Genomic DNA, 25133 nt, shown 5'->3' with positions numbered 1-25133 from the left:
GTGCGGATCCAGGTTAGCCGACCAATGTTTGCACTCAATCAAAATGGTAGGCTTGTTATCCTTTATAATAGCATAGTCCACTTTTTCCCCTTTCTTAATTTCCAGATCGGCAATAAACTCAGGAACCACTTCCAGGGGATTAAATACATCATAACCCAGGCATTGTATAAAGGGCATCACAAACGCATTCTTGGTTGCTTCTTCAGTGAGGATCTGATCTTTGAGCTTGGCAACGCGATTACCAAGTTGTTTCAACTGGTCCTTGAAATCCATAGGGATAAATTTTTTAAAGGGTAATAAAAAATACTTGTTATTCTTTTGAGGAAGATCAATAAAGGATAGGACAGGGGACCCTGTGAGCAGCCAACAAGAAATGAATTTAAATGAAATGTAGTATTTGGCCAAATATTATATAGGCCATGAGTATAGATAAATTAATATGATATCGCCATTGAGTTAATTAGATGTTAATGAGTAGTTATAAGATAAGTAGCGCACTTACTCCCCCAACTCCATCTCAAACCTGGCTCCTTTCCCTTCCTCCCCATACGCTCTTATCTCCCCCTTATGCAACGATACGATCTTCTTCACAATCGCCAGCCCTATCCCCGTACCTTCATACTGGTCCTTCGTATGCAGCCGTTGAAACACTTCAAAGATCTTAACCGCGTACTCATTCTTAAAACCAATCCCATTATCGGAATAAACAATCCGGGTTACATTGCCGTCTTTAACAACCTGGATAGTAATAACAGGCGTACGCTCACTATGCGCAAATTTCAGCGAGTTGCTGATCAGGTTTTGGAACAGCTGCCCTAATAACAGGGGCACGCCTGTAATTTCAGACAGCCCCGAATAATGCAGCACGGCATCTTTTTCCTTTACAGATATTTCAAGGTCCAGCCAGATCTGTTGCAGCAGCGCGTTCAGGTCTACGGGTTCAAACTCCAGGTTATCCTGCGAAAGGCGGGAAAAGGCCAGCAGGTCATCTATCAGCGACGACATGCGGGTAGAGGAGTTAATGATATTATCAATGTATTTATTGGCCGCAGCATCCAGTGTGTTGCCGGCTTTATCCTGCAGCATTCTGCTGAACAGGGAGATCTTCCGCAAAGGTTCCTTCAGGTCATGAGAGGCTACGCTGGTGAACTGCATCAGCTCATAGTTCAGCTTTTCCAGGTCAGCGGTACGTTCTTTTACTTTTTGTTCCAGTATGTGTTTGGTGGCTGCTTCCTGGTCATGAAGGGCTTCCTGGATCCTTTTTTCTTCCGTAATGTCGCGCACTTCCAGCACCGTGCCTTTTAATACGCCATTCTCCACAATAGGGCTGGATACAAATGCTACGGGGTAAAAATATCCATCCCGGTGTATGAATATTTCTTCCCCGCTGGTTTGGTGGCGGGTGCTGGTTGCCTTGTCAATAGGGCATTCTTCTATGGGAAAGTGCCGGCCATCCGGGTGAGTATGGTGCACATAATAGTGTAATGGTTTTTCCTGCAGCTCATGGATCTTAAACCCGGTCATTTTTTCTGCAGCAGGATTCATAAAAGTGCACATGCGGTGTTCATTCAGCATAAACAACGCCTGCATGGTGTTATTAGTAATGGTGTTAATGAGTACATTGCGGCTTTGCAAATGCTGCAGGGTTGTTTTTCTTTCTGTAATATCCATGCAGGATCCGGTATAACCTTCAAACACACCGGCAGCGCTGTAATAGGGGCTGGCGCTGGATACGCACCATCTTAACTCGCCATCCCGTCTTTTCAGGCGGAACTCAAACTCAAAATTCTTACGTTGCTGAAAGTCCTCCATAAAACGCGCCCGCATACTTTCCTTATCATCATCATACACATCAGACAGCCATTGATAACCCAAATGCATTTCCTGGGGCTTGCCGGTCCAGTCAACCCAGGTTTGATTTACAAAAGTATTCTCTCCTTTGCTATTGGTTATCCATAACGCAACCGGCGATGTTTTGGCAATTACTTGTGTAAGCGCTTCGCTTTTTTGCAGGGCTTCAGCAGTACGTTTATCACCCGTTACATCACGTATTACAGCCAGGTAATGCTGCTTTTCCTTAAAGATGAAATTCGTGAGCACCATATCCGTATGGATCACTGTACCGTCCTTTTTTACATGCACGCCTGCGCCGGAATAAGACTTACCGGTTTTCACAATTTCGCGGATGCCTTCAAATTCTTCCGGAAATTGCTGCATCAATGCGCTGCCGTGCAGCCCCACCATTTCTGTATTTGTATAGCCGTACATTTTTCCTGCAGCGGGATTGGCTTCTGCTATTACGCCCTTTTCATCATAAATAAGAATGGCGTCGGAGGTAGCGTTAAAAATACTGGAATACTGCTCCTTTTGTTCCAGTAACCGTTTCTCTGTTTTTTTCTTTTCTTCAAAGAGACGTGCGTTACCCATGGCAATAGCAGCCTGTGCCGCAATACCTTCTATCAGCTGCTCACTGGTTTCTGTAAATACGCCCGGTGTAGAATGGCCAAAGAACAAACCGCCAATTACCTCATTCGTAATAGGCGCCACTACAGGCGCTGCCAGGTAGCTCCTTACAGGCAGGTGGCCGCGGGGCATGCCATGGTAAGGGGCGTTCTGCCCATAATGCGGTTGTTGCGTAACATCGTCATACCGCACTACACCTTTACCTGAAAAGGTTGGACCAAATATTTTGGTATTCCGGGGCATAGGGAATTTAGAGAAGGCCTCTTTAGGCACCCCGGAAATAGTGTACAATAAATACTTTTCGCCGCTTGGATTTTCTTCATTATAAAAAAATGCGCCAAACTGCGCACCGCTAAGGGAGGTGCCAATATCCGTAATACGCTGCACCAGCTTCTCCAGCTCCACCTCCGAGTTAATTGCTTTGGCAGATTCCAGCAGCAGTTCCAGTATAGGATAGGTTTGGAGCTCGCCCGCATCGTGGGCGGTATCTTCAATGGCCATAGCGGTAAATTATTGTTGTTAATTGGCAAGTAATTAATAAATTTACCAAAATCAACTCAGATTAAGGATACTTGTCTCCGGACTATTTTCCCTGCAATAAACTTATTTAAAACTGTGAAGCCGATTGTGAACAAGCACTCTCCCCTGAACATTCTGTTGGCGGATGACGACGCGATTGACCGGGAATTATTTATTGAAGGCATTAGCCATACCGGTATTACATATACCATTAACGAAGTGGAGAACGGAGAGCAGGTTCTTTCTTACTTATCCGGCGCCAGCGAAAACCCCGACCTCATTATCCTTGATTTTAATATGCCCGTTAAAGATGGCAGAAGTACATTGAAGGAATTAAAGAACCAGGATCAGTTCAAACGCATTCCGGTGGTGATCATGTCTACTTCCAACTCAAAGTTTGATATAGCCCTGGCTTATGATAACGGCGCTAATTTGTTTGTAGTAAAACCAGACGATTTTAAAGAGCTGGTACATTTGCTCAGCTGCCTGTTTGCTGTATTTTCGCCTTCACTGCATCTGCTGCGCCACCATAATTAAAAAAGTATAGCCTGGCAATTTATCATCACCAGGCTATCTGCATCACAACGTGTTACTAGTTGCCCTGCTTCTTCAGCAAGGCGCATGAACAAGGCCATATCTTTTGCCAGTAACATTACCATAGGATATATATGCCGTAGGTTAGATCAATGTCTGAAATGAATACGTGCCAGGCTGCAATAAGGTTGCCTCATAATTTCATTTGCACCATACAACCCGGTACTGTAATTTTGATGCTATTGTAAGATCTAAACTTCATTTACCATGCGCCTTATCCATATCTTAACCATCCCTGTACTGGCTTTAATAATACTCTCTGCACGCCCGGCCGGCCAAAGCCATACGCACAGCAAGGCAGATACGTCACAACATCATTTATATACCGCCGGTATTGGCGGCGCATTGATCGGTGGTTTGTACGATGGTATTTACCCATACGGCACGCTGAAGCAGCACGGCAACTTTGGTCTGGGTGCGCCGGCCCTGCTGGATGGTGAGCTGATCATCTTTAACGGCAAGATCTATCAAACGCAATACACCGGTAAAACTTTTGAGGTGAATGATCAGCAGCTGGCCTCTTTTGCCATGGTCAATTATTTTCATCCAACCATAAAGATCACACCCAATAAAGCAATGGATAAAACCGCTCTTTTTCATTTACTGGATAGTGTGCTTACGAACGTGAACGGCATGTATGCTATTCACATCAGCGGTACCTTCAGCATGTTAAAGACCCGCGCCTTTCCGCCTGTAAAAGAGCATCAACATACACCGCTGGCAGATATGTTAAGCCTGCAGCACTTCTTTACTTATAACAGCGCGCAGGGCGACCTGGTAGGGTACCGCCTGCCGGTGTTTATGGATAACACCAATATCTCCGGTTATCACTTCCATTTCCTGTCTGCACAAAAGAATGAAGGCGGGCATATGATAGATCTTTTAACAGACCATATACAAATTGAGATAGATGTGCTGGATAGCTACGGGGTACAGGTGCCTGCCACGAGCGATTATGAACATTTTGATTTTAAAAAGAACCGGGAAGAAGATATTAAGAGCGTAGAACGTGGCGGCAAAGCACAGGCGCAAACGCAAGGAGGCAAGGTGGATACCATGACCGTTTACCGTGAGAAAATTGATCAGCTGGACAAACAAATAGTGCAGCTGCTGGGAGAAAGAATGGAAGCTGCCCGCGCTATAGGCACTTATAAAATGGTGCATAAGATTGGCGTAGTACAAAGCAACCGGTTTAACGAAGTGTTGCAAAGGGCCATTGCAGAAGGTAAGCAGCTGGGCCTTTCAGAGGAATTTATTAAAAAGCTGTATGAGGATGTGCATGCAGAAAGTGTGCGTCAGCAGGAGGCATTAAAACAATAATTACACGTATGAAAATACTGATGATAGGCGCTGGTGGCACCATAGGGCAAAAGGTAAAAGCCGCCTTAGGCAAACATGAGATCATTACTGCTGGTCGTAACAGCGGCGATGTGCGGGTAGACATTGCACAACCCGAAAGTGTGGAGCAACTGTTTAAACAGGTAAAAGGTATTGATGCGGTTATTGTAACAGCCGGCTCCGTGGGTATGGATGATCTGCAATCCCTTACCACCGCTAAGATCATGGAAGCGCTGCCCGGTAAATTAATGGGCCAGATCAATGTGGTACTAACCGGCCAGCATTATTTAAATGAAGGCGGCTCCTTTACGCTTACCTCCGGCATACTGGCCGACGATCCCGCCAAAGGCTTTGTTAGCGGCGCTTTGGTGAATGCTGCATTAAATGGCTTTGTATTATCCGCTGCCCTGGAGCTGAAAAAAGGCATGCGCATTAATGCCGTAAGCCCCGGTGTGGTAGAAGACTCATTTGCAGAACTGCAACCGCTGTTCCCGGGCTTTAACCCCGTGCCCATGGATAGAGTTGTGAATGCTTATGTAAGGAGCGTAGAAGGCGGCATTACAGGGCAGATCATTAAGGTATACTAAGGGTATGCATGCAGATGTTTTTGAATACCGCTCCCTGTTGCTGGACGGATTATGCAGCCTGCAATAAAAGGCCTTAAAATGAAAAGTCCTCCGGAGAACCGGAGGACTTTCTTTAACACAACTAAAAAACAATCAAACGAAAAAATACAGAGACTTAACCCATGAGAGATCGCTCCTCATTAATCGGGTTTTTTCCCATCTAAAAAAGTATTGATAGTATTGATCTCTGCCTGGTTTTGCCCATTCTCACTCACGGTATAATTGGAGTAAAAACGTTCTGCGGATCCGGCGCCATTGTCCAGATCAACATTGCGGCGCAGGTAAGCGGGCACGTTCTCAATCTCCGTATTATTATCCATCGTTTTCACATTAAAGCTAATGCTCCGCAGCTTGGCTATCCTTTCCGCCTGCTTACGTTTCTGCTCTTCAAACTGCTCATCTACAGCAGATGTGGGAGGTGCAGGCGTAGGCGTTGGTGCAGGCGGCGGTGTTGCCGGTTCATCCTCTTCCTTAAACACCATTTTCATTTCCGGCTGGTCATTGGCCGGTGGCGGCGTATTGCTCAGCGGTTCTATATGAATAAAGGTGGCCGGCGGCGGTGTTTGCTGACGTATAACGTTAATTCCTGCACCGGTATTGTTGCTGGCCGGCGGCGCGGGCTGTGCGGGTATTGCCGGTGGCACATAATCCGGGTCAGGCTCAATGTTTAATACAAAGTTCTGTTTTTCCGGTGCGGGCGGCGGTGTATAATTAGCTGCCTGCTGCGGGTGTGTTACTACCGGTTCTACCAGCCGGGGCGCCATATGATCTGTGGGTTCCACAAACAGGTTGCCCTGCCCCTTAGGATGGCTCATTTTCTTTTCATCACCATCCTGCCCCAGCTGCATTACGATCTTAGGCTCGGCTACCTTAGTTTCTGCTTCCGGGTTCATGGGCATGCGCTGTATAGGCTTCTGCTCAAAACCGGTGGCAATAATGGTTACACCTAATTTGCGTTCCAGGGTTTGATCGTAGCCTACACCTAAGATCACATCACAATCCTCACCGGCCATGCTTTGTACATAGGCCTGTATGGTATCCATTTCATCCAGCGTGTGCTCAAATTCGCCTTCGGCAGATGAAATGTTGATCAGGATCCATTTAGCGCCGCTGATGTCGTTATCATTCAGCAGGGGAGATGTTAAGGCTTCTTCAATGGCCCTTTGCGCGCGGCTTTCACCTTCTGCAGTAGCAGCGCCCAGTATGGCTACGCCGCCGTTACGCATTACGGTACAAACATCCGCAAAGTCCACGTTTATCTGGCCGGTGCTGTTGATCACATCTGTGATACATTTGGCAGCGGTGGCCAGTACATTATCTGCTTTTTCAAAAGCAGCCTTGAATTTAAGATCGCCGTATTTCTGGCGCAGCTTATCATTGGAAATGATCAGCAGCGTATCCACGTATTCTTTCAGGCGGCTCACACCTTCATCTGCCTGCATCATACGTTTCTTCCCTTCATAGGAGAAGGGAGTGGTTACAATACCTACGGTTAAAATACCCAGCTCCTTACAGATACGTGCAATAATAGGTGCGCCACCGGTACCGGTACCGCCGCCCATGCCTGCCGTAATAAAGGCCATCTTGGTATTTACCTCCAGTATCTTTTTGAGCTCTTCAAAGGATTCCTCCGTTGCCTGCTCACCGATCTTAGGATTGGCGCCAGCGCCCAGTCCTTGTGTTAAGTGCGGTCCTAACTGCACTTTATTTGGAACGGGGCTGTTAGCGATTGCCTGCGCATCGGTATTGCAGATAATAAAATTCACCCCATCAATGCGTTGGTTGAACATGTGGTTCACCGCATTGCTTCCACCACCACCAATGCCTATTACCTTGATGATGGAGGATTTCTCCTTTGGAAGATCAAAATGTATCATGACTCTATCTCTTTTATGGGTTAGTTGCCTAAATAATTAATAATGAATAATGAAGAATTAACAATATTGAGGCCAGTCTTTCAATTATACTCCCGCGCTTCGCAATTCTTCTTATTAATTATTAATTCTTAATTATTAATTGGTACTATAGTTTTGCGTCCTCTTCTTCTGTGAACATATCTATGATCTTTGTCTTCATCCTGTCCAGGAAGCTTTTCAAAGATGCATTCCTTTCGTTTGCTTTCCTTGCCTGTATAGCTGCTGTATCTTCTGCCGGTCCTTCTTCTTCCTGCATCCAGTCCTCATCGCCAGTGGCTGCCTTATTGGAAGCTTTTTCCTTGGCTATAAAGCTGGTGTTGATCTTTACATAATTTTCTTCCAGCGCCCTGCGGTCATTCTCATAATCGTTATAACCTTTCAGTATCAGGCCTACGCAGGTAGCGTACATGGGTTTGGTCAGCTCGTCAATATGGCCGCTGGCCAGATGCTCGTTCGGATAACCGATACGTGCATTCACACCCGTAGTATATTCGGTTAGCTGTATCAGATGTTTCAGCTGGGAGCCCCCGCCGGTAAGGATAATACCGCCATTCAGCATTTTATTATCCATGCCTATCTGTTTCAGATGGTACACAACAAAATCCAGGATCTCGCTCATACGCGCCTGAATAATGTGCGCCAGGTTCTTTACAGATATTTCCTTCGGGTTCTGTCCGCGCAGGCCGGGAATAGTGATGTAGGCATTGTTCTTGGCTTCATCTGCCAGCGCGTAGCCGAACTGCACTTTCATTTGCTCTGCCTGTGTTTTCAGCACGCCCAGGCCATTCTTAATATCATTGGTAATGTTTTCCCCGCCATAAGGAATTACCGCTGTATGTTTAAGAATACCTTCGTAAAACACGGCCAGGTCTGTGGTACCACCGCCTATATCTACAATGGCTACGCCGGCTTCAAAATCCAGGTCGCACATAACGGCGGCAGCGGAAGCTAAGGGCTGCAGCACCAGGTCATGGATGCGCAGGCCGGATTTTTCCACGCTGCGGTTTATGTTACGGATCGCATTCTTATCGCCCGTAATAATGTGGAAGTTAGCGCCCACCTTCACACCCGACATACCAATAGGGTAGGTGATGTTCTGCAGGCTATCCACAATATATTGCTGCGGTATCACGTCAATGATCTGGTCACTGGCGGGTATCACCGTTTTATACTGATCGTTGATCAGTTGATCAATATCCTTCTGGGAAATTTCTGCGTCCGTATCGCTACGTACAATATCCCCGCGGGTTTGCAAACTTTTTATATGATGGCCGGCAATGCCTACATACACTTCATTGATCTCCAGGTTGGGATTTGAAGCGTAGCAGTTTTCCAGTGCCTGCCGTATGGCTTTGATCGTTTGATCGATGTTCAGCACCATTCCGTGCTGCACACCAAAAGATGGGGCTTTACCGAATCCCAGGATTTCCAGTTTCCCGTATTCATTCTTCCTTCCTGCAATGGCAGCAATCTTCGTAGTTCCTATATCAAGGCCTACAATGATGGGAGCTTCCTGATTCATGGCGTTTTATGTTTTTTTGTTGCGTTAATTGGTTTGTCCGCCGGTTTATATACTGCTTTGGGTGTCCGCTGCGTTTTGGCCGGTGGTTTTGGTGTTTTGTTATTGGATGAAGGCTTTACTGTTGTTTTCGGAGCCGGTTTTGCGGCCGGCTTTTCCGTGTGCTCAGCATGCCTGGCTGTTTCTTTTGCAGGCGCTGCTGCTGCTGTTGTTGTCGCGGCAGCAATGTCGCCTGTGCCGGCCATATCCACATCCACACTATCCAGATGCGGCGGGGTGGGTTTTGGCGGCGGCGTACCATCTTTACGGGTACATACTACTTCATTTTCAAACGCCACGTTAATACGGGTATAATTGTTCCAGCCTACCCGGCTGAGGCCTTCTTTGTAGAAGGCTAATAACTTGGTAAATTTTTTCTCTACATCGGTTCCTTCTCCAAAGTCAATAATATGATCGCCCAGCTTGGGGGTGATCTCAAATTTGCGTTCGCCGTTAATATTCACCTGCTCTACCTGCGCCATCCAGAAAGGATCGTTCAGCACATAGGTGCTGAAGTCTACGATGCCTGCGGTAAGCGCGCTGTCGGCCGTTTGCAGCTGCGGCGCATCGGTAGGGAAGCCGGTGAATACAGGCACCCTTGCGGTATAACGTTCAGATACCGGTATGCGGTCGCGCTGCGCATCCAGGTAAAAGCTGTTGCCGGTGGTGGTGAACACACGGGCTACCGGCTCACGCTGCACTACCTTAATGTTCAGCACACGGTTGTTGTCAATGAACAGATCGGCCTGTTTTACCCAGGGATCCTGCGCTACCACTTTTTCCAAAGTGGCTATATTAATGCTGCTTACAGGCTTGCCTATTGGGTTCAGGTCTTTATTTTTTACGATCAGCGCCTTGATGTCCTTTTCTTCTATAAAGAAATTCTCGTCGTCACCGGAAAGCTTTACCACGATGCCTTTGCACTGGGTGGTATCTTTCACTTTCACTGCGGCGCTTACCAATACCACAAAGCCAACAAGTACTGCCATCCATAAAAGGGCGGTACCCATACGTTTTAATGCCTTGCGTGTTTTAGGTTGCACTCTTGTTACTTTTTTATTTGTTATTAAACGTGAAAGGTGAAATGTGAAAACGCTTGCCTGTTTTCACAGTTCGCTTCTCACTCTGCACTATTTCTCACTCTTTTCACCTTCCAATATTTTTTTAGCCGGCTCTTTCATCAGGTCTATATCACCTGCGCCTGCAGTAATGAACAGGGGCGCTGTATTGGCTTTCAGCCATTCCAGCACTTCTGCCTGCTGTAATATCTGCACCGGCTTCCCGCTTATTTTACCGGCGATCATTTCACTGCTCACGCCTTCTATAGGCAGCTCCCGCGCGGGGTAAATGGGTAATAAGATCACCTCATCTGCCAGGGCCAGGCTTTCTGCAAAACCATCTGCCAGGTCGCGGGTGCGGGTATACAGGTGCGGCTGAAATACCACTACGCACTTTTTATCCGGGAACAGGTCGCGCGCGCTGCTGATCAATGCCCGCAGCTCTTCCGGATGATGCGCATAGTCGTCTATGAACACCTGGTAATCGTTATTGATCACATATTCAAAGCGGCGGCGTATGCCTTTAAAATCAGCTACTGCGGCTTTTATGGCTGCTTCGTCAATGCCTAACAGGTGCGCCACGGTAATAGCGGCTACACTGTTCTCCACATTATGCAGGCCGCCAATAGGCAGTGTTACATTTTCAATGGTCCAGTCCTGCTGCACTACATCGTACTGGTAACCGCCGTTCCGGTTGCGGATGTTCTTGGCATACGCGTTGGCGCTGCTGCTGTTCAGGCGGTACCACAGCTTATTATCTGCCTGCAGGTCTGCTGCGCGTTGCAGGCCCTCCCGCGCTATTAACGTACCGTTGGGCTTTATATTCTTTGTGTACTGAATAAACGCTTCCTGCATATCCGCTTCTGTGCCGTAAATGTCCAGGTGATCCGGGTCCATGGCGGTAAGCACGGCAATGTCCGGACTTAGCTTCAGGAAAGAGCGGTCGTATTCATCGGCCTCAATTACAGCTACCCGCTTATCACTGCTCCAGAAATTGCGGTTATAATTCACGCTGATGCCGCCCAGGAATGCATTACAGCCATACCCGCTATGGCGCAGGATATGCGCTATCATGGTTGAGATGGTGGTTTTACCATGGGTGCCGGCTACCGTAATGGCAAACAGCTCCCGGGTAATTTCCTGCAGCACATCACTGCGTTTTACCACCTCAAAATTATTTTCACGATACCATTTCAGCTCTGAATGTATTGCGGGAATAGCAGGTGTGTACACCACCAGGGTGGCCTGCTTATCCACTAAGTTCACATCATCTGTATAATGGATCTGCATACCTTCTTCTGCCAGCTGTTTGGTAAGAGCGGTTTCCGTACGGTCATAACCGCTCACCTGCACGCCGTTCTCATTAAAGAACCGTGCAATGGCGCTCATGCCTATGCCGCCTATGCCAATGAAATACACCCTTTGTATGTTATTCAGATCCATCTTGCTGATTTACGATTTCAGATTTACGATTTTAGATTTGATTGGAAACCTAAAATCGTTAATCTAAAATCTCAAATTAATTTGAGCACTTCCTGTGCTATGGTCATATCTGCATTGCTGTTGCCCAGCTTTGCAATATTTTGTTCCAGCTGCTCCGTAAGGGCTTTGTTCTGCAACAGGCTAAAGAGGGTAGTACCCAGCTCTTTGCCTACCTCGCTGTCTTTGATCAGCAGCCCTGCCTGTTTGCTTACCAGCGCCTGTGCATTAAACGTTTGGTGGTCTTCTGCTGCATACGGATACGGCACAAAGATCACCGGCTTTTTAGCCACACATTCTTCCGCAATGGTCATAGCGCCTGCACGGGAGATCACCACATCGGCTGCCTTGTACGCAAAGTCCATCAGGTTAATGAACTCAAATACCTTTATGTGCGATGCGTAGGGCAGGGCTGCTGCTTTTGCGGTTTCATAATACAGCTTACCGGTTTGCCAGATCAGCTGCACATCTTTTTCCACAAACTCCGGCTGCAGAGCTTTCAATGCTTCGCTGATGGATTTAGCGCCTAAGCTGCCGCCAAAAGCAAACACTGTTTTTTTACCTTCCTGCAGGCCAAACTGCTTCAACGCTTCGGGCCGGGTTACGGCCGATTGTGTGATGCTGCTTCTTACCGGGTTGCCGGTGAGGATCAGCTTATTGGCCGGAAAAAATTTTTCCATGCCATCATACGCCACACAAATACGGCTGGCTTTACGGCCCAGGATCTTATTGGTTTTGCCGGCAAAGGAGTTCTGTTCCTGTATTAAGGTTGGAATACCTTTGCGCTGTGCTTTCCGCAACATGGGAAAGCTGGCGTAACCGCCTACACCTACCACCACATTGGGCTGAAAGCTTTTTAATATACTACTGGCCTGGTTCAGGCTTTTTATGATCTTAAAGGGCAGCGCCAGGTTTTTGAGCATATTGCTGCGGTTAAATGCTGCAATATCCAAACCCTCTATCTGGTAACCGGCCTGTGGCACTTTTTCCATTTCCATTTTGCCCTTAGCGCCCACAAACAAGATCTCTATGTTGGGCTGTATCTTCTTCAATGCATTGGCAATAGCAATTGCCGGGAAGATATGTCCTCCGGTACCACCACCTGCTATTATTACCTTTGCCACTTTCGTTTAATTAATAATGAATAATGAATAATTAATATGATTATGTTTTGTTCCTTGCCTTGCCTTGCCATCGATCTATTAAGAATTAATAACCCCGCACATTTTCCACTCAGCACTACTTCCTATTAATTATTAATTCTTAATTATTAATTAAGCTCAGGCGTACTCTTCCTCTTCCTCCTGTTCAGCAAGCACTCTTGCTAACCGCTCCTGCTCTGCTTTTTTGCCTTCCATTTCCTCTACATTGCGCGCAACACTTAATATAATACCAATGGCCAGGCTGGTAAATATTACGGACGAACCTCCCATACTTACCATGGGCAGCGTAACCCCTGTAACCGGGAATACACCTACGTTCACCGCCATATTGGTGAGCGCCTGTATCACCAGCGTTACGCTCAACCCTAATGCCAGGAAGGCCCCAAACGCGTAGGGGCATTTCCGGTAGATGCGTATGCAGCGTAACAGCAGCAGCATATAAGCCATTAAGATCAAAAAGGCGCCAAAGATACCATACTCCTCGATAATTGTTGCATATATATAATCAGAATACGCATGCGGTAAAAAATTCCGCTGCGTACTGTTACCGGGGCCTTTACCTAAAAAGCCGCCGCCGGCAATGGCAATGTTGGCCTGCTGCACCTGGTAAGGTGTTTCTGAATTTTCTTTATTGGTAAAATGCTCGATCCTTTTTAACCATGTTTTGGTACGGCCTTCCATGCCCGAAACCTTTGCTACCACAAACATCAGCAGCACCAATCCTGCGCCCATGGCCATCATGGCGGCCAGGTATTTTACCGGTATGCGGCCAATGAAACATAGCAGCATACAGCTGGCGCCCAGCAATAAGGCGGTGCTCATGTTGGCCGGCATAATGAGCACACAGATAATGCCTACCGGTATAATGATGGGCAAAAATCCTTTTTTCAGGTCGGTGATCACATGCTGCCGTTTGGACAGCTGCCGGCTTACATACATGAAAATGGCCAGCTTGGCCACATCCGATGTCTGGAACGTAAGGTTAATAATGGGCAGCCGTATCCAGCGGCTGGCGTCATTAATATGCGATCCAAAGGCCAGGGTGTAAATTAGCAGCGGTATGGAAATGATGAACCCTATCTGCGCTACGCGTGAATAAATAGTATAGTTCACCCGGTGCGCAAAATAGATGATCAGCAAACCCATTACCAGTACGGTTAGCTGCTTTAACAGGTAATACTCCGTGTGGCCGCCTCTTTCCCTATACGCCAGTGAGCCTGTGGCGCTATACACTGCCAACAAGCTCACCAGCGAAAGGAAGACCACGATCGCCCATATCACCTTGTCACCTTTTGTTCTATAAAGAAAATCACCCATAGTCAAATCTTGATGTGCAGATCTGCAGATATGCAGGTGTGCAAATGTGGGTCTTATGTTTCAATCCATTTGCACATTTTCATATCAGCACATTTGCACATTATTACAGTTCTCTTACTGCTTCTTTAAACTGCTTGCCTCGGTCCTCATAATTCTTGAACAGGTCAAAGCTGGCGCAGGCCGGGGAAAGCAATACCACATCGCCTTTGGCAGCCAGCTTAAACGCTTCCTGCACCGCATCTTTCATGCTGCTGGTATTTACCATGGCAGGGGTGGCGCTGCTTAACGCATCCTGGATCGGCTTGTTATCTACTCCCATGCAAACAATCCCTTTTACCTTTTCCTGTACCAGGTCTTTGATGGCGCTGTAGTCATTACCCTTATCTACCCCGCCCATGATCAGCACTACGGGCTGCTCCATGCTTTCCAGCGCAAACCACAATGAGTTTACATTGGTAGCTTTGCTGTCATTAATAAAGTCTACCCCACGCACGGTGGCTACATATTCCATACGGTGCTCGAGGCTTTTGAAAGAGGTAAGGCTTTCGCGGATCTTCTCTTTCCGTATGTCCATGGTTTTGCCTGCAATACCTGCTGCCATTGAGTTGTATAAGTTATGTTTGCCTTTGAGGGCAAGATCATAGATCGACACGATCACCGGATCGTCATTCAATTTTATATTCACCTGGTCGTTTGCTATAAATCCGCCTTCTTTCTTCAATGGTTCCATGATAGTAAAAGGTATTGTTGTTGAGTAAATAGTTTTTTCGTTCATATAATTCCTGATCTCCGGGTCATCCATGCAGTAAATGAAATAATCTTCATTTGTCTGGTTCATGGCTATCCTGAACTTGGAGGCTACGTAGTTCTCCATTTTATAGTCATAACGGTCCAGGTGGTCGGGTGTTATGTTCAGTAAAATGGCTACATGGGGCCTGAATGTGGTAATATCGTCCAGCTGAAAGCTGCTGATCTCAATTATGTAATATTCAGCCGGTGCAGTGGCTACCTGCCTGGCATAGCTGATACCAATGTTGCCTACCATGGCGGCGTTGTAGCCGGCCGTTTTAAAGATGTGGTAGGTAAGCGCAGTGGTGGTGCTTTTGCCGTTGCTGCCGGTAATGGCTATGATCTTTGCATCTTTGCTGAAGCGGTAAGCCAGCTCTATTTCTGAAATTACCGGTACCTGCTTTTCACGCACCTTTTTCATCAGCTCCGACTTTTCCGGTATGCCCGGGCTTTTCACGATCTCGTCTGCACCCAGTATAACATCCCAGGAGTGCTGGCCTTCTTCAAACGGGATGTGGTTCACGGCCATTTCCTGTTTGTAGATGTCCTTGATCAATCCTCCGTCAGATACAAATACCTCGTAGCCCTGCTGTTTGCCCAGCAAAGCTGCGCCAATACCACTTTCACCGGCGCCCAGGATCACCAGGCGCCTGGCGCTGCCGGTGCTGTCTGCTGCTGTTGGATGATATTGTATGTTCTTATTCAATTATTATCTCATTTTCAAAGTTGCAATGGCTACTACCGCGCACATAATGGCTACTATCCAGAAGCGTACGGCTATTTTACTTTCATGGTATCCTATTTTCTGGTAGTGGTGGTGCAGGGGCGACATTTTAAAAATGCGCCGTCCTTCGCCATACTTCTTTTTAGTATACTTGAAATAGCTTACCTGTATCATTACGCTCAGGTTCTCTACCAGGAACACGCCGCAGAAAATAGGGATCAGCAGCTCTTTGCGCACAATAATGGCCAGGGATGCAATAATGCCGCCCAAAGCCAGGCTGCCAGTATCGCCCATAAACACCTGCGCCGGGTAAGCATTGTACCAGAGAAAACCCACACAGGCGCCCACAAAGGCGGCTATGAAAATGGCCAGCTCGCCCAGGTTGGGGATGTACATAATATTCAGGTACTCCGCAAACTGTATGTTACCGGATACGTAGGCAAACACACCCAAACAAATGCCTATGACCGCAGAAACGCCTGTGGCCAGCCCATCCAGCCCGTCGGTTATATTAGCCCCGTTAGATACGGCCGTGATAATGAAGATCACGATCAGGATGTACAGCACGAAAGTATATTTCTCTGCACCCGGTATCCAGGAGATTAACCGGGAGTAGTTGAACTCATGTGTTTTTACAAAGGGAATAGTTGTGATGGGGGTTTTTACATCCACAAAACGTTTTCCTTCTTTGGTGGTCCTTTCCGTTTTACTGATCACCCGTTCATAGGAAGGGAGGGGTTTTGCATTCTGCACTTCACGGGAGATCACTACATTATCATTAAAGTATAAGGTAGTACCTACTATCAGGCCCAGGCCTATTTGGCCCAGCACTTTAAACTTACCGGCTAAACCTTCTTTATTCTTTTTAAATACCTTGATGTAATCATCTATAAAACCGATCAGCCCCAGCCAGATGGTGCATAGTATGATCAGCAGGATGTATACATTCATTACCCGGGCAAACAGCAGGGTAGGGATCACAATGGCCGACAGGATGATGAGCCCACCCATGGTAGGGGTGCCCTTCTTCGTGTTCTCGCCCTGCAGGCCCAGCTCCCGGATCACTTCACCGATCTGTTTCCGTTGCAGGAAGCGCACAATGCGTTTCCCTAACAGCAGGGAAATAACCAGGGAAAGCAGCAATGCCATGGTCACCCGGAAGGTGATAAACTGGAAAATGCCGCTACCACTGATGTTGAACTCAGTTTTCAGGTAGTTGAATAAATAATATAGCATAAGTTAGTTAGTCCTCGTACATTCTATTTTTCCATCATCCGCATCATTTCCAGCAGCACGGCTTTATCGTCAAACGGGTGTTTTACGCCCTTGATGTCCTGGTATTTTTCATGTCCCTTCCCCGCCACCAGAACAATATCTTCCGGGTTAGCCAGGCTGATAGCGGTTTTGATCGCTTCCTTCCGGTCGGTTATGGACAATACTTTTTTCTTCTGGTGCACCGGCACGCCTGCTTCCATAGCTTGTATAATAGCTGCCGGATCTTCAGAGCGCGGGTTATCGGAGGTGAGTATCACCTTATCACTATGCTCTGCCGCTACCTGTGCCATGATAGGGCGTTTGGCGGTATCACGGTCGCCCCCGCAGCCTACCACGGTGATCACCTGCTCATTGCCTTTGCGCAGGTTCTTGATTGTGGCCAGCACATTCAGCAAAGCATCCGGGGTATGGGCATAATCCACGATGCCGATAATGCGCTGGTTGTCTGATAAAACATAATCAAAGCGGCCTTCTGCACCCTGCAGGTTGCTCAGGGCCTGCAGCACTGCGTGTTTATCCTGGTTCAGCAATACGCCGGCGCCATATACTGCCAGCAGGTTATAGGCATTAAATTCCCCGATAAGGCGGAAGTGCACTTCCTGCTCGCCTACCTGCATGATCAGTCCTGTAAGGTTATTCTCCAGGATCTTGCCTTTAAAATCGGCCATGGTGCGCAGGCTGTATGTGGCTTTGCGGGCTTTGGTATTTTGCAGCATTACATTGCCGCGCTTATCATCCAGGTTGGTGAGCGCAAACGCGGTGTTGGGCAGGCCGTCAAAGAAGGCCTTTTTCACGCGGATGTATTCATCAAAGGTTTTATGATAATCCAGGTGATCGTGTGTGATGTTGCTGAAAATACCTCCGGCAAACTTTAAACCGGCTATCCTTTGCTGGTGTATGGCATGGGAGCTTACTTCCATGAATGCATACTGGCAGCCATCTTCCACCATTTTCGCCAGCAGCGCATTAAGGCTGATGGCATCCGGGGTGGTATGTGTTGCGGGTATAACGGTATCGCCTATCTGGTTTTGTACGGTAGAGAGCAATCCACAATGGTAACCCATTTTGGTAAACAGCTTAAATAGCAGGGTGGCAATGGTAGTTTTACCATTGGTGCCTGTAACGCCCACCAGCTGCAGGTTACGGGAGGGGTGCTGATAAAAGTTATCGGCCATTACACCGCAGGCATGCGTACTGTCGGCTACCTGTATATAACATACACTGTCCGGCAGCGTTTCCGGCAGCACTTCACAGATCACGGCAGCGGCGCCCAGCTCAATAGCTTTTGCTATAAAAGTATGGCCATCCGTATGCACTCCTTTAATGGCGATGAATGCATCGCCGGGTTGTACAGCCCTGGAATCTATGCGCAGCTCGTTCACGGAAATATTATTATTCCCGTGCACCGCCTGGATGCTTACACTATATAATATGTCTCTTAATAACTGCATGCTGCGTTTATACTTCTAAGACCTGACTAAAAGAATGCAAAATGATAAATGTAAAATTTCAAACCGACGAAGGAGGTTCATAGAGACCATTTAAAAGACTTTATGAACGAGATAAATGTAAAAGTCGGTGGTAGTAGCTTCGCTGCATTTAACTTTTACATTTATGATTTAAAATTTTACATTTTACATTCTTTTAGTAGTTTTCTTAAGTGTTCAGTTCAATTACAATAGTTTGATCCCTGCCTATCTTGCTGCCGCCGGGTATGGATTGTGTGATCACTTTACCCGCGCCCCTGATCTCTACCCGCAGTCCTGCATTTTCCAGCAAATACAGTGCATCTTTTAATCCCATTCCCTTTACATCCGGCACTGCGCCTTTCAGCTGTTTTACCGGTTCCAGCGCTACCTGCTGCTCATTTACTGTTGCGCTTACCCAGTTGGTATTGGTTACCGCCGGGCCCTGCCAGGGCAGGTGCAGGGTAGTTAAGATCTCCTTCAGCTCAGTGCCTTTCCCGTTCTTCAGCGCCAGCATAGAATCCAGGCGCATGGTGGTTTTTAACGGTTTTTGTTTTTCCACTGCAATGGCATATAATTTATCTGCCACTTCGCGGAACACCGGGCCTGCTACGGATGCGCCGTAAAACCTTGCCGCATGCGCTTTATTCTTGATCACTACCACGCAGGTGTACTGCGGATCATTTGCCGGGAAATAACCTGCAAATGAGGATTGGTAAATTTTATCTGCATATCCTCTTTTGCCATTAGCTACCAGCGCGGTACCGGTTTTACCGGCAAAGGAGTAATACGGTGTCCATAATTTTTTTGCGGTGCCTTCCAGCACTACGCCTTCCAGCATTTTCTTCACCTGCTTCAGCGTGCTGCGTGAGCAAATGCTGTCCATTACTACGGTTGGCTCAAACTGTTTCTGCACCTGCCCGTACTCCATGATGTTGTTCACCAGGTACGGCTTCATCATTTTACCGTTGTTGGCTACTGCATTATATAACATGCAGGTTTGCAGCGGGCTTATTAACACCTCGTACCCAAACGCCATCCAGGGCAGGGAAGTAGCGCTCCATGTTTTGGATGCGGTGCTTTTTATCACCGGCCATCCTTCCCCTTCCAGGTCAATACCGGTATGTTTATCCAGGTGCAGCTTTTTTAAATGTGCTACAAAGTTGTTGGGCTGTTTGCTGTAATACTGATAGGCCAGCTTGGCCATACCTACATTAGAGCTCAGCTCAAAGGCCTGTTTAACGGTTACGTTGGTGCGGTGGTGCGGCTCAGAATCATATACTGTTCTGCGGCCTACCTGCCAGCGTCCGTAGTTCAGGTCTACCATACCGTTCATGGTGGTATACCTGTCTTCCAGCACAGAGATCACGGTGGCCAGCTTGAAAGTAGATCCCGGCTCCGCTACCTGCAGGGCATAGTTCATGTCCTCAAAGTAGCTGCCATCCGGCTGCCTGCCTAAGTTGGCAATGGCTTTTATTTTGCCGGTCTTTACTTCCATTAATATACAGGTGCCGTGTTCTGCTTCATTTTCCACCATCATATTCATGAGGGCATTCTCTACAATGTCCTGCATGTTCACATCCAGCGTGGTGTTCACATCATGGCCATCTTCCGGCTCAATATCATATCCTTCTACCGGTACAAAGGTGCCGCCGGCAATGCGGCGCATCAGTCTTTTACCGGTCACCCCTTTCAGGTAAGCATCGTAGGTTCTTTCCAGTCCTACGTTCTGGGCATTTTCCCTTGACAGGCCAATGGTTCTGTTAGCCAATAGCTTAAAGGGATTAATGCGTTTATTGCGGGTTTCTGCTATGAGCCCGCCTTTGTTAGGCCCCAGCCGGAACATGGGAAAGGTGCGCAGCTCCTGGTACTGGTTAAAGGGCACGTTACGTTTCAGCAGAAAGTAACGGTCCTTGCTTTTATAACCTTCCCGCAGCAGCTGTTTGTATTCCGCTGTGGTGCGGTCGCCAAACAGGCGGGAGAGGTAGCCTGACAAAGAATCCACGTTCTCTTTAAACACCTGTCCGTTCTTATCGCGCAGGCCATCGGCCGCAAAATCTATCCTCAGATCAAAATAGGGGATAGAGGTAGAGAGCATTCTCCCTTCCTCTGAATAAATGGTCCCTCTTTCCGCATCCAGCGAGACATAGCTTGTGTGCAGGCTATCGGCCATGCTGCGCCAGTAGTTGCCTTCTACATTCTGCAGCATGAACACCTTAGCCAGTATTACCACGCCAAACAGCACCATGCCGATAAAGCAGAGGTAAACGCGCCATAGTATGTCTTTCTTTACTTCCATATATGATGAAATGAAGTAAGCGGTATTTCTTACTTCTCTTTCTTTTTAATCTCAATTTTCTGTGGTGGATTGTTGAGCGTTTTCAATCCCAGCGGTTCTACGGCTTTGCTCACCTCACTCATTTTGCTGCGGAACATCAGCTCACTTTTCACATTCAGGTATTCCCAGCGCAGCTCTTTTATTTCCTTTCCCAGCTTGTTTATTCTGCGGATCTTTTTTTCCGCAAAATGGCTGTTGGCTATGTATACCAGCGCCAGGCAGCTCAGGAACAGGATGAAGGGCATATTTTGCGTAAGGGCCCGGTAGTTGATGCGCAGGCGCCATTCCTTTTTCTGTTCCGGCGCCTCCGGTACTTCCGGACTTTCTTCTTCCTGTTCTATTTCTTCTTCCAATAACTCTTCCTGCAACACGTTGATAAATTTTTAAGTGTGCAAATATGCAAATGTGCAAATGCGGTGTTATGCTGTTGTTCATTTGCACATATGCATATCTGCACATTTACACATTTATTAAATTTTCTCCGCCACCCTCAGTTTTGCGCTTCTTGCTCTTGTGTTCTGCTTCAGTTCTGCGTCGCCTGCGGTGATGGGTTTCCTGGTAATCAGTTGGAAGGTCTTAGGGGGAGGGGCAGTAGTGAAATCGTAAGACGAGTCCTGGATCTCGAACTGTCCAGTTTTCATGAAATTTTTCACCAGCCTGTCTTCCAGCGAGTGGAAGGTGATAACGGCCAGCCGGCCCCCCGGCTTTAATACCTGCGCTGATTGCTGCAGCAGCTCTTTCAGTGCGCCCAGCTCATCGTTCACGACTATACGCAATGCCTGGAACACCTGTGCCAGGTACTTTTGCGGATTGCCTTTTACAATGGGCTGTATCAGTGACTTGAATTCGCTGATGGTGCGCAGGGGATGCGTTTTACGCTGCGTTACAATGGTTTTGGCCAAAGTACGGGCGTTGGTAACCTCTCCGTATTCCTGGAACAGCAGGTGCAGCGCCTTTTCTGAATAGGTTTGGAGCACCTGTGCTGCGGTAAGGGGGGAGCGGGTATCCATGCGCATATCCATATTGCCTTCAAAGCGGGTGCTGAAGCCTCTTTCAGCGGTATCAAACTGGTAGCTGGACACGCCCAGGTCTGCCAGGATACCATCTGCCTCGGTAGCCTTATACAGTTTCAGGAACCGCTGTAAATGGCGGAAGTTGTGCTGTACAAAGGTTACGCGCTCGTCTTCAATGCGGTTGCGGTAAGCATCTTCATCCTGGTCAAATACCAGCAGCCGGCCATTGGGGCCTAACTGCGAAAGGATGGCCCTGGAATGCCCGCCACCACCAAAGGTGGCATCCACATAAGTGCCGTCCGGGCGTATCTGCAGGTTGTCTATAACTTCCTGCAGCAGTACTGGTAAATGATATTGAGATGCTTCCATTTCAATTACGAATTACGAATTGGTCAATTACGAATTATGTACTACGAATTATTAACTAGCTTACCTGAAAGACGTTCAACATCATTCGTAATTCGTAATTGAATAATTCGTAATTAGGCATTCCCGTCTCCGGTCATCACCTGTTGCGCCAGATCACTGAAGGCTCCTGGTGAGAAATTTTCAAAGAACTCCTGGTACTTACTTATATCCCAGATCTCGATTTTATTAGTGGCTGCTGCCAGTATAATGTCTTTCTCCAGGCTGGCATACGTCATTAAATTCTTGGGAATCAATAACCTGCCTGCGCTATCCAGGTCCAGAATGGTGGCGCCGTTCAAAAAGTAGCGGCGAAATTCCCTAACTTTCGGGTCAAAATCGTTCAGCTTACTGATGCGTTCAAAGATGGGCTGCCATTCATTCATGGGATACAAGGTCAAACACTTTTCAAACCCCCGGTTCAGCACAAACTGCTCGCCGGCCCCTTCCGCTAACTGCTTTTTGAAACCGGCAGGTAGTAGAAAGCGCCCTTTTGCGTCCAGCGTAGCCTCATATTCACCGAGAAAACCTGTCATGTTGGGGGGCGAAAATCCTTGAAATCCATTTTCTAACACAAAATAACACTTTTTCCCACTTTTTAACGAAAAAATGCATTCTAAATTTTTTCCACAGGGGAGAACTGTCCTTTCTATTGGGCTTACCGGGGATTTATGCCCCTGCGAATGTGGATAGTGATGGCTTGTGTGTTAATAACGTGTGATTAAATATGATATTATTGTTAATAAGGGGTGTGGCCCCTTTTTTTGTGCCCTGATGGCAGGTCTTGACCAGGGTAAGCAAGTGGTAAAATCCCATTCATTTAATGACAAGCCATAGGAATAGGTTGTGCCGGGTAGGAGCCTGCCGGGAACAGGTCTAACCCCGCCCATTAATAAGCCATGGTGATAAGCTGTGCGGGATAGAAGCGTGTCGATAGCAGGCCTCACCTCAACCATCAATTAGCTATAGCGATAGGCTGTGCCGGGTAGGAACCTGCCGGGAACAGGTCTAACCCCGCCCAGCAATATGCCGTAGTGATAAGCTTTACCGGACAGGAGCTTACCGATAATAAGCTGGAATTTAGTTATTAATAAACCGTACATAAGCCGTCTCTTATAAGGGATGGGACATATATGGCTTTGATATGGCTTACATATGGCTCATATATGGCTTATCTGACAATCGGCGGGCCAGTGGACGACAGATGCGACCGGTGTTGCGTGAGTATTAGTTACGCACTGATTATAAATGGTTTTGCATTATTCGGGTATCTGGTAGTTGAAGGGATCATAGCCTGGTGGTAAAAAGTGTGCAGGAAACGCCGGGCAAGGAACTGTTACCCTGAAGAAGCAGCCCTGCGCTTGCTTTCGTATTGATTACGTGCTGGTTATAACCACTTGAAAGCTTTCCGGCAGCCGGTCATCATCCTGAAAATGGTATACACCAGGCTTAAATAATCCTGTTTAAGGTTTACATACAGCCGCCTGCCCGGCAATCCCCGGAACTTTTTTAAAAGATCAGCCAATTTCAGCAGTACCTGCCCGGTCGATGATTTATGCCTTTTGGCAAAATTTTAACAGCGGCAAATATTGTCCAGCCCTACATTTACATTTAATTTGTACCTTTGCCCTTCTTTTTTATGAGGAAAATCTTTTTATACATCACACTGTTTGCACTGGTGGCGGCTTCCGCCTGTAATATGGAACTGCGCCGGATAGAGAAAAGCAAGGACTTCGGCAAGAAGCTGGCCTATGCGGATAAGTTGTACAAGAAGAAAAAGTATACCCAGGCACAGATGCTGTACGAAGAGCTGTTCCCGGTGTATAAAGGCACCGATAAATTTGAGCCCATCTACTACAAATATGCCTACTGCTCGTATTATGTAAAGGATTATGTGCAGGCGGCCTTTCACTTCAAGAACTACCTGGACGCGTTCCCGAACAGCCCGCATGCAACGGAAGTTGATTATATGCAGGCCTATTGTTATTATAAACAATCGCCCAAGGTAAACCTGGACCAGACCAATACCGTGAAGGCCATATCTGCCATGCAGACCTACATTAATAACTACCCTACATCGGAGAAAGTAGCAGAGGCTAACCTGGTAATTGAGCTGTGCCGCCGCAAGCTGGAACAAAAAGAGTATAACAGCGCCGAATTATATTATAACTTAGGGTATTATAAGTCTGCCGCCATTGCTTTCAAGAACCTGCAGCGTAACTACCCGGATTCTGATAAGAGCGATGGTTATAAGTATATGGCTATCAAGGCTTATTTCCAGTACGCAAGGAATAGCATCCTGGAAAAGCAGAAAGAGCGCTATGAGGATGTGGTAACAGAGTACATGGACTTTGCCGACCACTTCCCCAGCAGCAAAATGAAGCCGGAAGCGGAAAAATACTACGCCATGGCGCAGGGCAACATCAAAACCCTGGACAATGAAACCGAAAAGATAGAGAAGGAGCGTGCACGCAGGGCCAAAGCAGCGAAGGCTGACATGAACAATCTTATTAACACGAATACGATTAACAACTATAACAATTCTTCTAACACCAATAAACCCTTGGAGAATGAGCAAAATAAAGAGAAATCTAACCAGTAGTTTAAATCCCTGGGTAGAAACCAAGAACACGACGGAGATAAAAGGCAAAACAGGCAATTTATACGAGTCTATTGCCGTTATTGCTAAGCGTGCCAATCAGATCAACATATCTGTAAAGGAAGAGCTGCACTCCAAGCTGGAAGAATTTGCCAGCCATACCGACAACCTGGAGGAAGTGCATGAGAACAAGGAGCAGATAGAAATATCCCGCTTCTATGAAAGAATGGCTAACCCGGCTATCCAGGCTACTTCAGAGTTCCTGGATGATAAGATCTACTTCCGCCGGAACGATGATGATCTGTACAGTTAAATAGTTGACAGTTTGCAGTTGCCGGTTGGCAGTTGATAATGCGAACTGTTTATAATACTTTACTAAACTGGTTGGCAGTTTGTGGTGATCAGGTTGCAGTCAAAGACTGCTGACTGGCAACTGCAAACTGCCAACTATTTTTTGTAGCTTGCCCACGGCAGGCTGTTGCCTGCAAACTCT

At 47.2% G+C, this 25133-nt stretch carries 19 protein-coding genes and 1 pseudogene; 5 read left to right on the top strand and 15 right to left on the bottom strand.

Features of this window, described 5'->3' with window-relative positions; translation table 11 throughout:
- Both VIM87_RS08800 and VIM87_RS08795 read right to left on the bottom strand, forming a co-directional pair.
- Positions 1-273, bottom strand: a pseudogene (locus tag VIM87_RS08800) (restriction endonuclease); the annotation flags it as partial.
- 225 nt (positions 274-498) lie between these two features.
- On the bottom strand, positions 499-2964 hold the full coding sequence (locus VIM87_RS08795) for a PAS domain S-box protein (protein WP_331996623.1): 2466 nt from the start codon (positions 2962-2964) through the stop codon (positions 499-501).
- 114 nt (positions 2965-3078) lie between these two features.
- Between VIM87_RS08795 and VIM87_RS08790 the strand changes: the two genes are divergently transcribed.
- The 3 genes from VIM87_RS08790 (at position 3079) to VIM87_RS08780 (ending at position 5501) form a co-directional block, all read left to right on the top strand.
- Positions 3079-3519 carry a response regulator gene (locus tag VIM87_RS08790; RefSeq protein ID WP_331996622.1) on the top strand — a complete coding sequence of 147 codons (441 nt, stop codon included), beginning with the start codon at positions 3079-3081 and terminating at the stop codon, positions 3517-3519.
- Positions 3520-3783: 264 nt separating this feature from the next.
- A complete protein-coding gene (locus tag VIM87_RS08785) occupies positions 3784-4896 on the top strand; it encodes an acetolactate decarboxylase (RefSeq protein ID WP_331996621.1) in 1113 nt (370 codons plus the stop codon).
- Positions 4897-4904: 8 nt separating this feature from the next.
- Positions 4905-5501, top strand: coding sequence for a short chain dehydrogenase (locus tag VIM87_RS08780; protein WP_331996620.1), 597 nt, complete (start codon positions 4905-4907; stop codon positions 5499-5501).
- A gap of 179 nt (positions 5502-5680) precedes the next feature.
- Here the strand turns inward: VIM87_RS08780 and ftsZ are convergent, their stop codons facing one another.
- The 13 genes from ftsZ to mraZ all read right to left on the bottom strand — a co-directional run bounded on the left by ftsZ (position 5681) and on the right by mraZ (position 22577).
- Entirely contained in the window at positions 5681-7417 is a 1737-nt protein-coding gene (ftsZ, locus tag VIM87_RS08775) for a cell division protein FtsZ (protein ID WP_331996619.1), read from the bottom strand.
- 145 nt (positions 7418-7562) lie between these two features.
- Positions 7563-8978, bottom strand: coding sequence for a cell division protein FtsA (ftsA, locus tag VIM87_RS08770; RefSeq protein ID WP_331996618.1), 1416 nt, complete (start codon positions 8976-8978; stop codon positions 7563-7565).
- Positions 8975-10057 carry a hypothetical protein gene (locus tag VIM87_RS08765; RefSeq protein WP_331996617.1) on the bottom strand — a complete coding sequence of 361 codons (1083 nt, stop codon included), beginning with the start codon at positions 10055-10057 and terminating at the stop codon, positions 8975-8977. The genes ftsA and VIM87_RS08765 overlap by 4 nt, the downstream gene beginning before the upstream one ends.
- 87 nt (positions 10058-10144) lie before the next feature.
- Positions 10145-11515 (bottom strand): UDP-N-acetylmuramate--L-alanine ligase, encoded by a 1371-nt coding sequence (gene murC / locus VIM87_RS08760; protein WP_331996616.1) that lies wholly within the window; start codon positions 11513-11515, stop codon positions 10145-10147.
- 71 nt (positions 11516-11586) lie between these two features.
- Positions 11587-12675 (bottom strand): undecaprenyldiphospho-muramoylpentapeptide beta-N-acetylglucosaminyltransferase, encoded by a 1089-nt coding sequence (gene murG / locus VIM87_RS08755; RefSeq protein WP_331996615.1) that lies wholly within the window; start codon positions 12673-12675, stop codon positions 11587-11589.
- Between the two features lie 156 nt (positions 12676-12831).
- Positions 12832-14031, bottom strand: a complete 1200-nt coding sequence (locus tag VIM87_RS08750; protein ID WP_331996614.1) for an FtsW/RodA/SpoVE family cell cycle protein — start codon at positions 14029-14031, stop codon at positions 12832-12834.
- A 103-nt stretch (positions 14032-14134) separates the two neighbouring features.
- Positions 14135-15526: a UDP-N-acetylmuramoyl-L-alanine--D-glutamate ligase gene (gene murD / locus VIM87_RS08745; RefSeq protein WP_331996613.1), complete on the bottom strand. Its 1392-nt coding sequence runs from the start codon at positions 15524-15526 to the stop codon at positions 14135-14137.
- 3 nt (positions 15527-15529) lie between these two features.
- A complete protein-coding gene (mraY, locus tag VIM87_RS08740) occupies positions 15530-16780 on the bottom strand; it encodes a phospho-N-acetylmuramoyl-pentapeptide-transferase (RefSeq protein ID WP_331996612.1) in 1251 nt (416 codons plus the stop codon).
- A 23-nt stretch (positions 16781-16803) separates the two neighbouring features.
- Positions 16804-18270 (bottom strand): UDP-N-acetylmuramoyl-L-alanyl-D-glutamate--2,6-diaminopimelate ligase, encoded by a 1467-nt coding sequence (locus VIM87_RS08735; protein ID WP_331996611.1) that lies wholly within the window; start codon positions 18268-18270, stop codon positions 16804-16806.
- Between the two features lie 205 nt (positions 18271-18475).
- Positions 18476-20584 carry a penicillin-binding protein gene (locus tag VIM87_RS08730; RefSeq protein ID WP_331996610.1) on the bottom strand — a complete coding sequence of 703 codons (2109 nt, stop codon included), beginning with the start codon at positions 20582-20584 and terminating at the stop codon, positions 18476-18478.
- A gap of 29 nt (positions 20585-20613) precedes the next feature.
- Positions 20614-20994, bottom strand: a complete 381-nt coding sequence (locus tag VIM87_RS08725) for an FtsL-like putative cell division protein (RefSeq protein WP_331996609.1) — start codon at positions 20992-20994, stop codon at positions 20614-20616.
- A 99-nt stretch (positions 20995-21093) separates the two neighbouring features.
- Complete coding sequence (gene rsmH / locus VIM87_RS08720; RefSeq protein ID WP_331996608.1) at positions 21094-22005, bottom strand: 16S rRNA (cytosine(1402)-N(4))-methyltransferase RsmH; 912 nt, start codon at positions 22003-22005, stop codon at positions 21094-21096.
- A gap of 113 nt (positions 22006-22118) precedes the next feature.
- Positions 22119-22577 carry a division/cell wall cluster transcriptional repressor MraZ gene (gene mraZ, locus VIM87_RS08715; protein WP_331996607.1) on the bottom strand — a complete coding sequence of 153 codons (459 nt, stop codon included), beginning with the start codon at positions 22575-22577 and terminating at the stop codon, positions 22119-22121.
- Between the two features lie 1103 nt (positions 22578-23680).
- Here mraZ and VIM87_RS08710 point away from each other — a divergent pair.
- Both VIM87_RS08710 and VIM87_RS08705 read left to right on the top strand, forming a co-directional pair.
- Positions 23681-24643 (top strand): outer membrane protein assembly factor BamD, encoded by a 963-nt coding sequence (locus tag VIM87_RS08710; RefSeq protein ID WP_331996606.1) that lies wholly within the window; start codon positions 23681-23683, stop codon positions 24641-24643.
- Positions 24612-24953, top strand: a complete 342-nt coding sequence (locus tag VIM87_RS08705) for a DNA-directed RNA polymerase subunit omega (RefSeq protein WP_089917820.1) — start codon at positions 24612-24614, stop codon at positions 24951-24953. Before VIM87_RS08710 ends, VIM87_RS08705 begins: the two co-directional genes overlap by 32 nt.
- The last annotated feature ends 180 nt before the right edge of the window (positions 24954-25133 follow it).

The organism is Chitinophaga sp., assembly GCF_036569125.1.
Classification (GTDB): Bacteria; Bacteroidota; Bacteroidia; order Chitinophagales; family Chitinophagaceae; genus Chitinophaga.
The sequence above is the reverse complement of the archived record's forward strand: the minus strand, read 5'-3'. Positions and strand labels throughout refer to the sequence as shown.

Excerpts from the sequence above, each read along its gene's own strand:
- VIM87_RS08795 (WP_331996623.1), bottom strand. The coding sequence starts at position 2,964 with ATGGCCATTGAAGATACCGCCCACGATGCGGGCGAGCTCCAAACCTAT.
- VIM87_RS08785 (WP_331996621.1), top strand. The coding sequence starts at position 3,784 with ATGCGCCTTATCCATATCTTAACCATCCCTGTACTGGCTTTAATAATA.
- VIM87_RS08780 (WP_331996620.1), top strand. The coding sequence starts at position 4,905 with ATGAAAATACTGATGATAGGCGCTGGTGGCACCATAGGGCAAAAGGTA.
- ftsZ (WP_331996619.1), bottom strand. The coding sequence starts at position 7,417 with ATGATACATTTTGATCTTCCAAAGGAGAAATCCTCCATCATCAAGGTA.
- ftsA (WP_331996618.1), bottom strand. The coding sequence starts at position 8,978 with ATGAATCAGGAAGCTCCCATCATTGTAGGCCTTGATATAGGAACTACG.
- murC (WP_331996616.1), bottom strand. The coding sequence starts at position 11,515 with ATGGATCTGAATAACATACAAAGGGTGTATTTCATTGGCATAGGCGGC.
- VIM87_RS08750 (WP_331996614.1), bottom strand. The coding sequence starts at position 14,031 with ATGGGTGATTTTCTTTATAGAACAAAAGGTGACAAGGTGATATGGGCG.
- mraY (WP_331996612.1), bottom strand. The coding sequence starts at position 16,780 with ATGCTATATTATTTATTCAACTACCTGAAAACTGAGTTCAACATCAGT.
- VIM87_RS08735 (WP_331996611.1), bottom strand. The coding sequence starts at position 18,270 with ATGCAGTTATTAAGAGACATATTATATAGTGTAAGCATCCAGGCGGTG.
- VIM87_RS08730 (WP_331996610.1), bottom strand. The coding sequence starts at position 20,584 with ATGGAAGTAAAGAAAGACATACTATGGCGCGTTTACCTCTGCTTTATC.
- rsmH (WP_331996608.1), bottom strand. The coding sequence starts at position 22,005 with ATGGAAGCATCTCAATATCATTTACCAGTACTGCTGCAGGAAGTTATA.
- mraZ (WP_331996607.1), bottom strand. The coding sequence starts at position 22,577 with ATGACAGGTTTTCTCGGTGAATATGAGGCTACGCTGGACGCAAAAGGG.
- VIM87_RS08710 (WP_331996606.1), top strand. The coding sequence starts at position 23,681 with ATGAGGAAAATCTTTTTATACATCACACTGTTTGCACTGGTGGCGGCT.
- VIM87_RS08705 (WP_089917820.1), top strand. The coding sequence starts at position 24,612 with ATGAGCAAAATAAAGAGAAATCTAACCAGTAGTTTAAATCCCTGGGTA.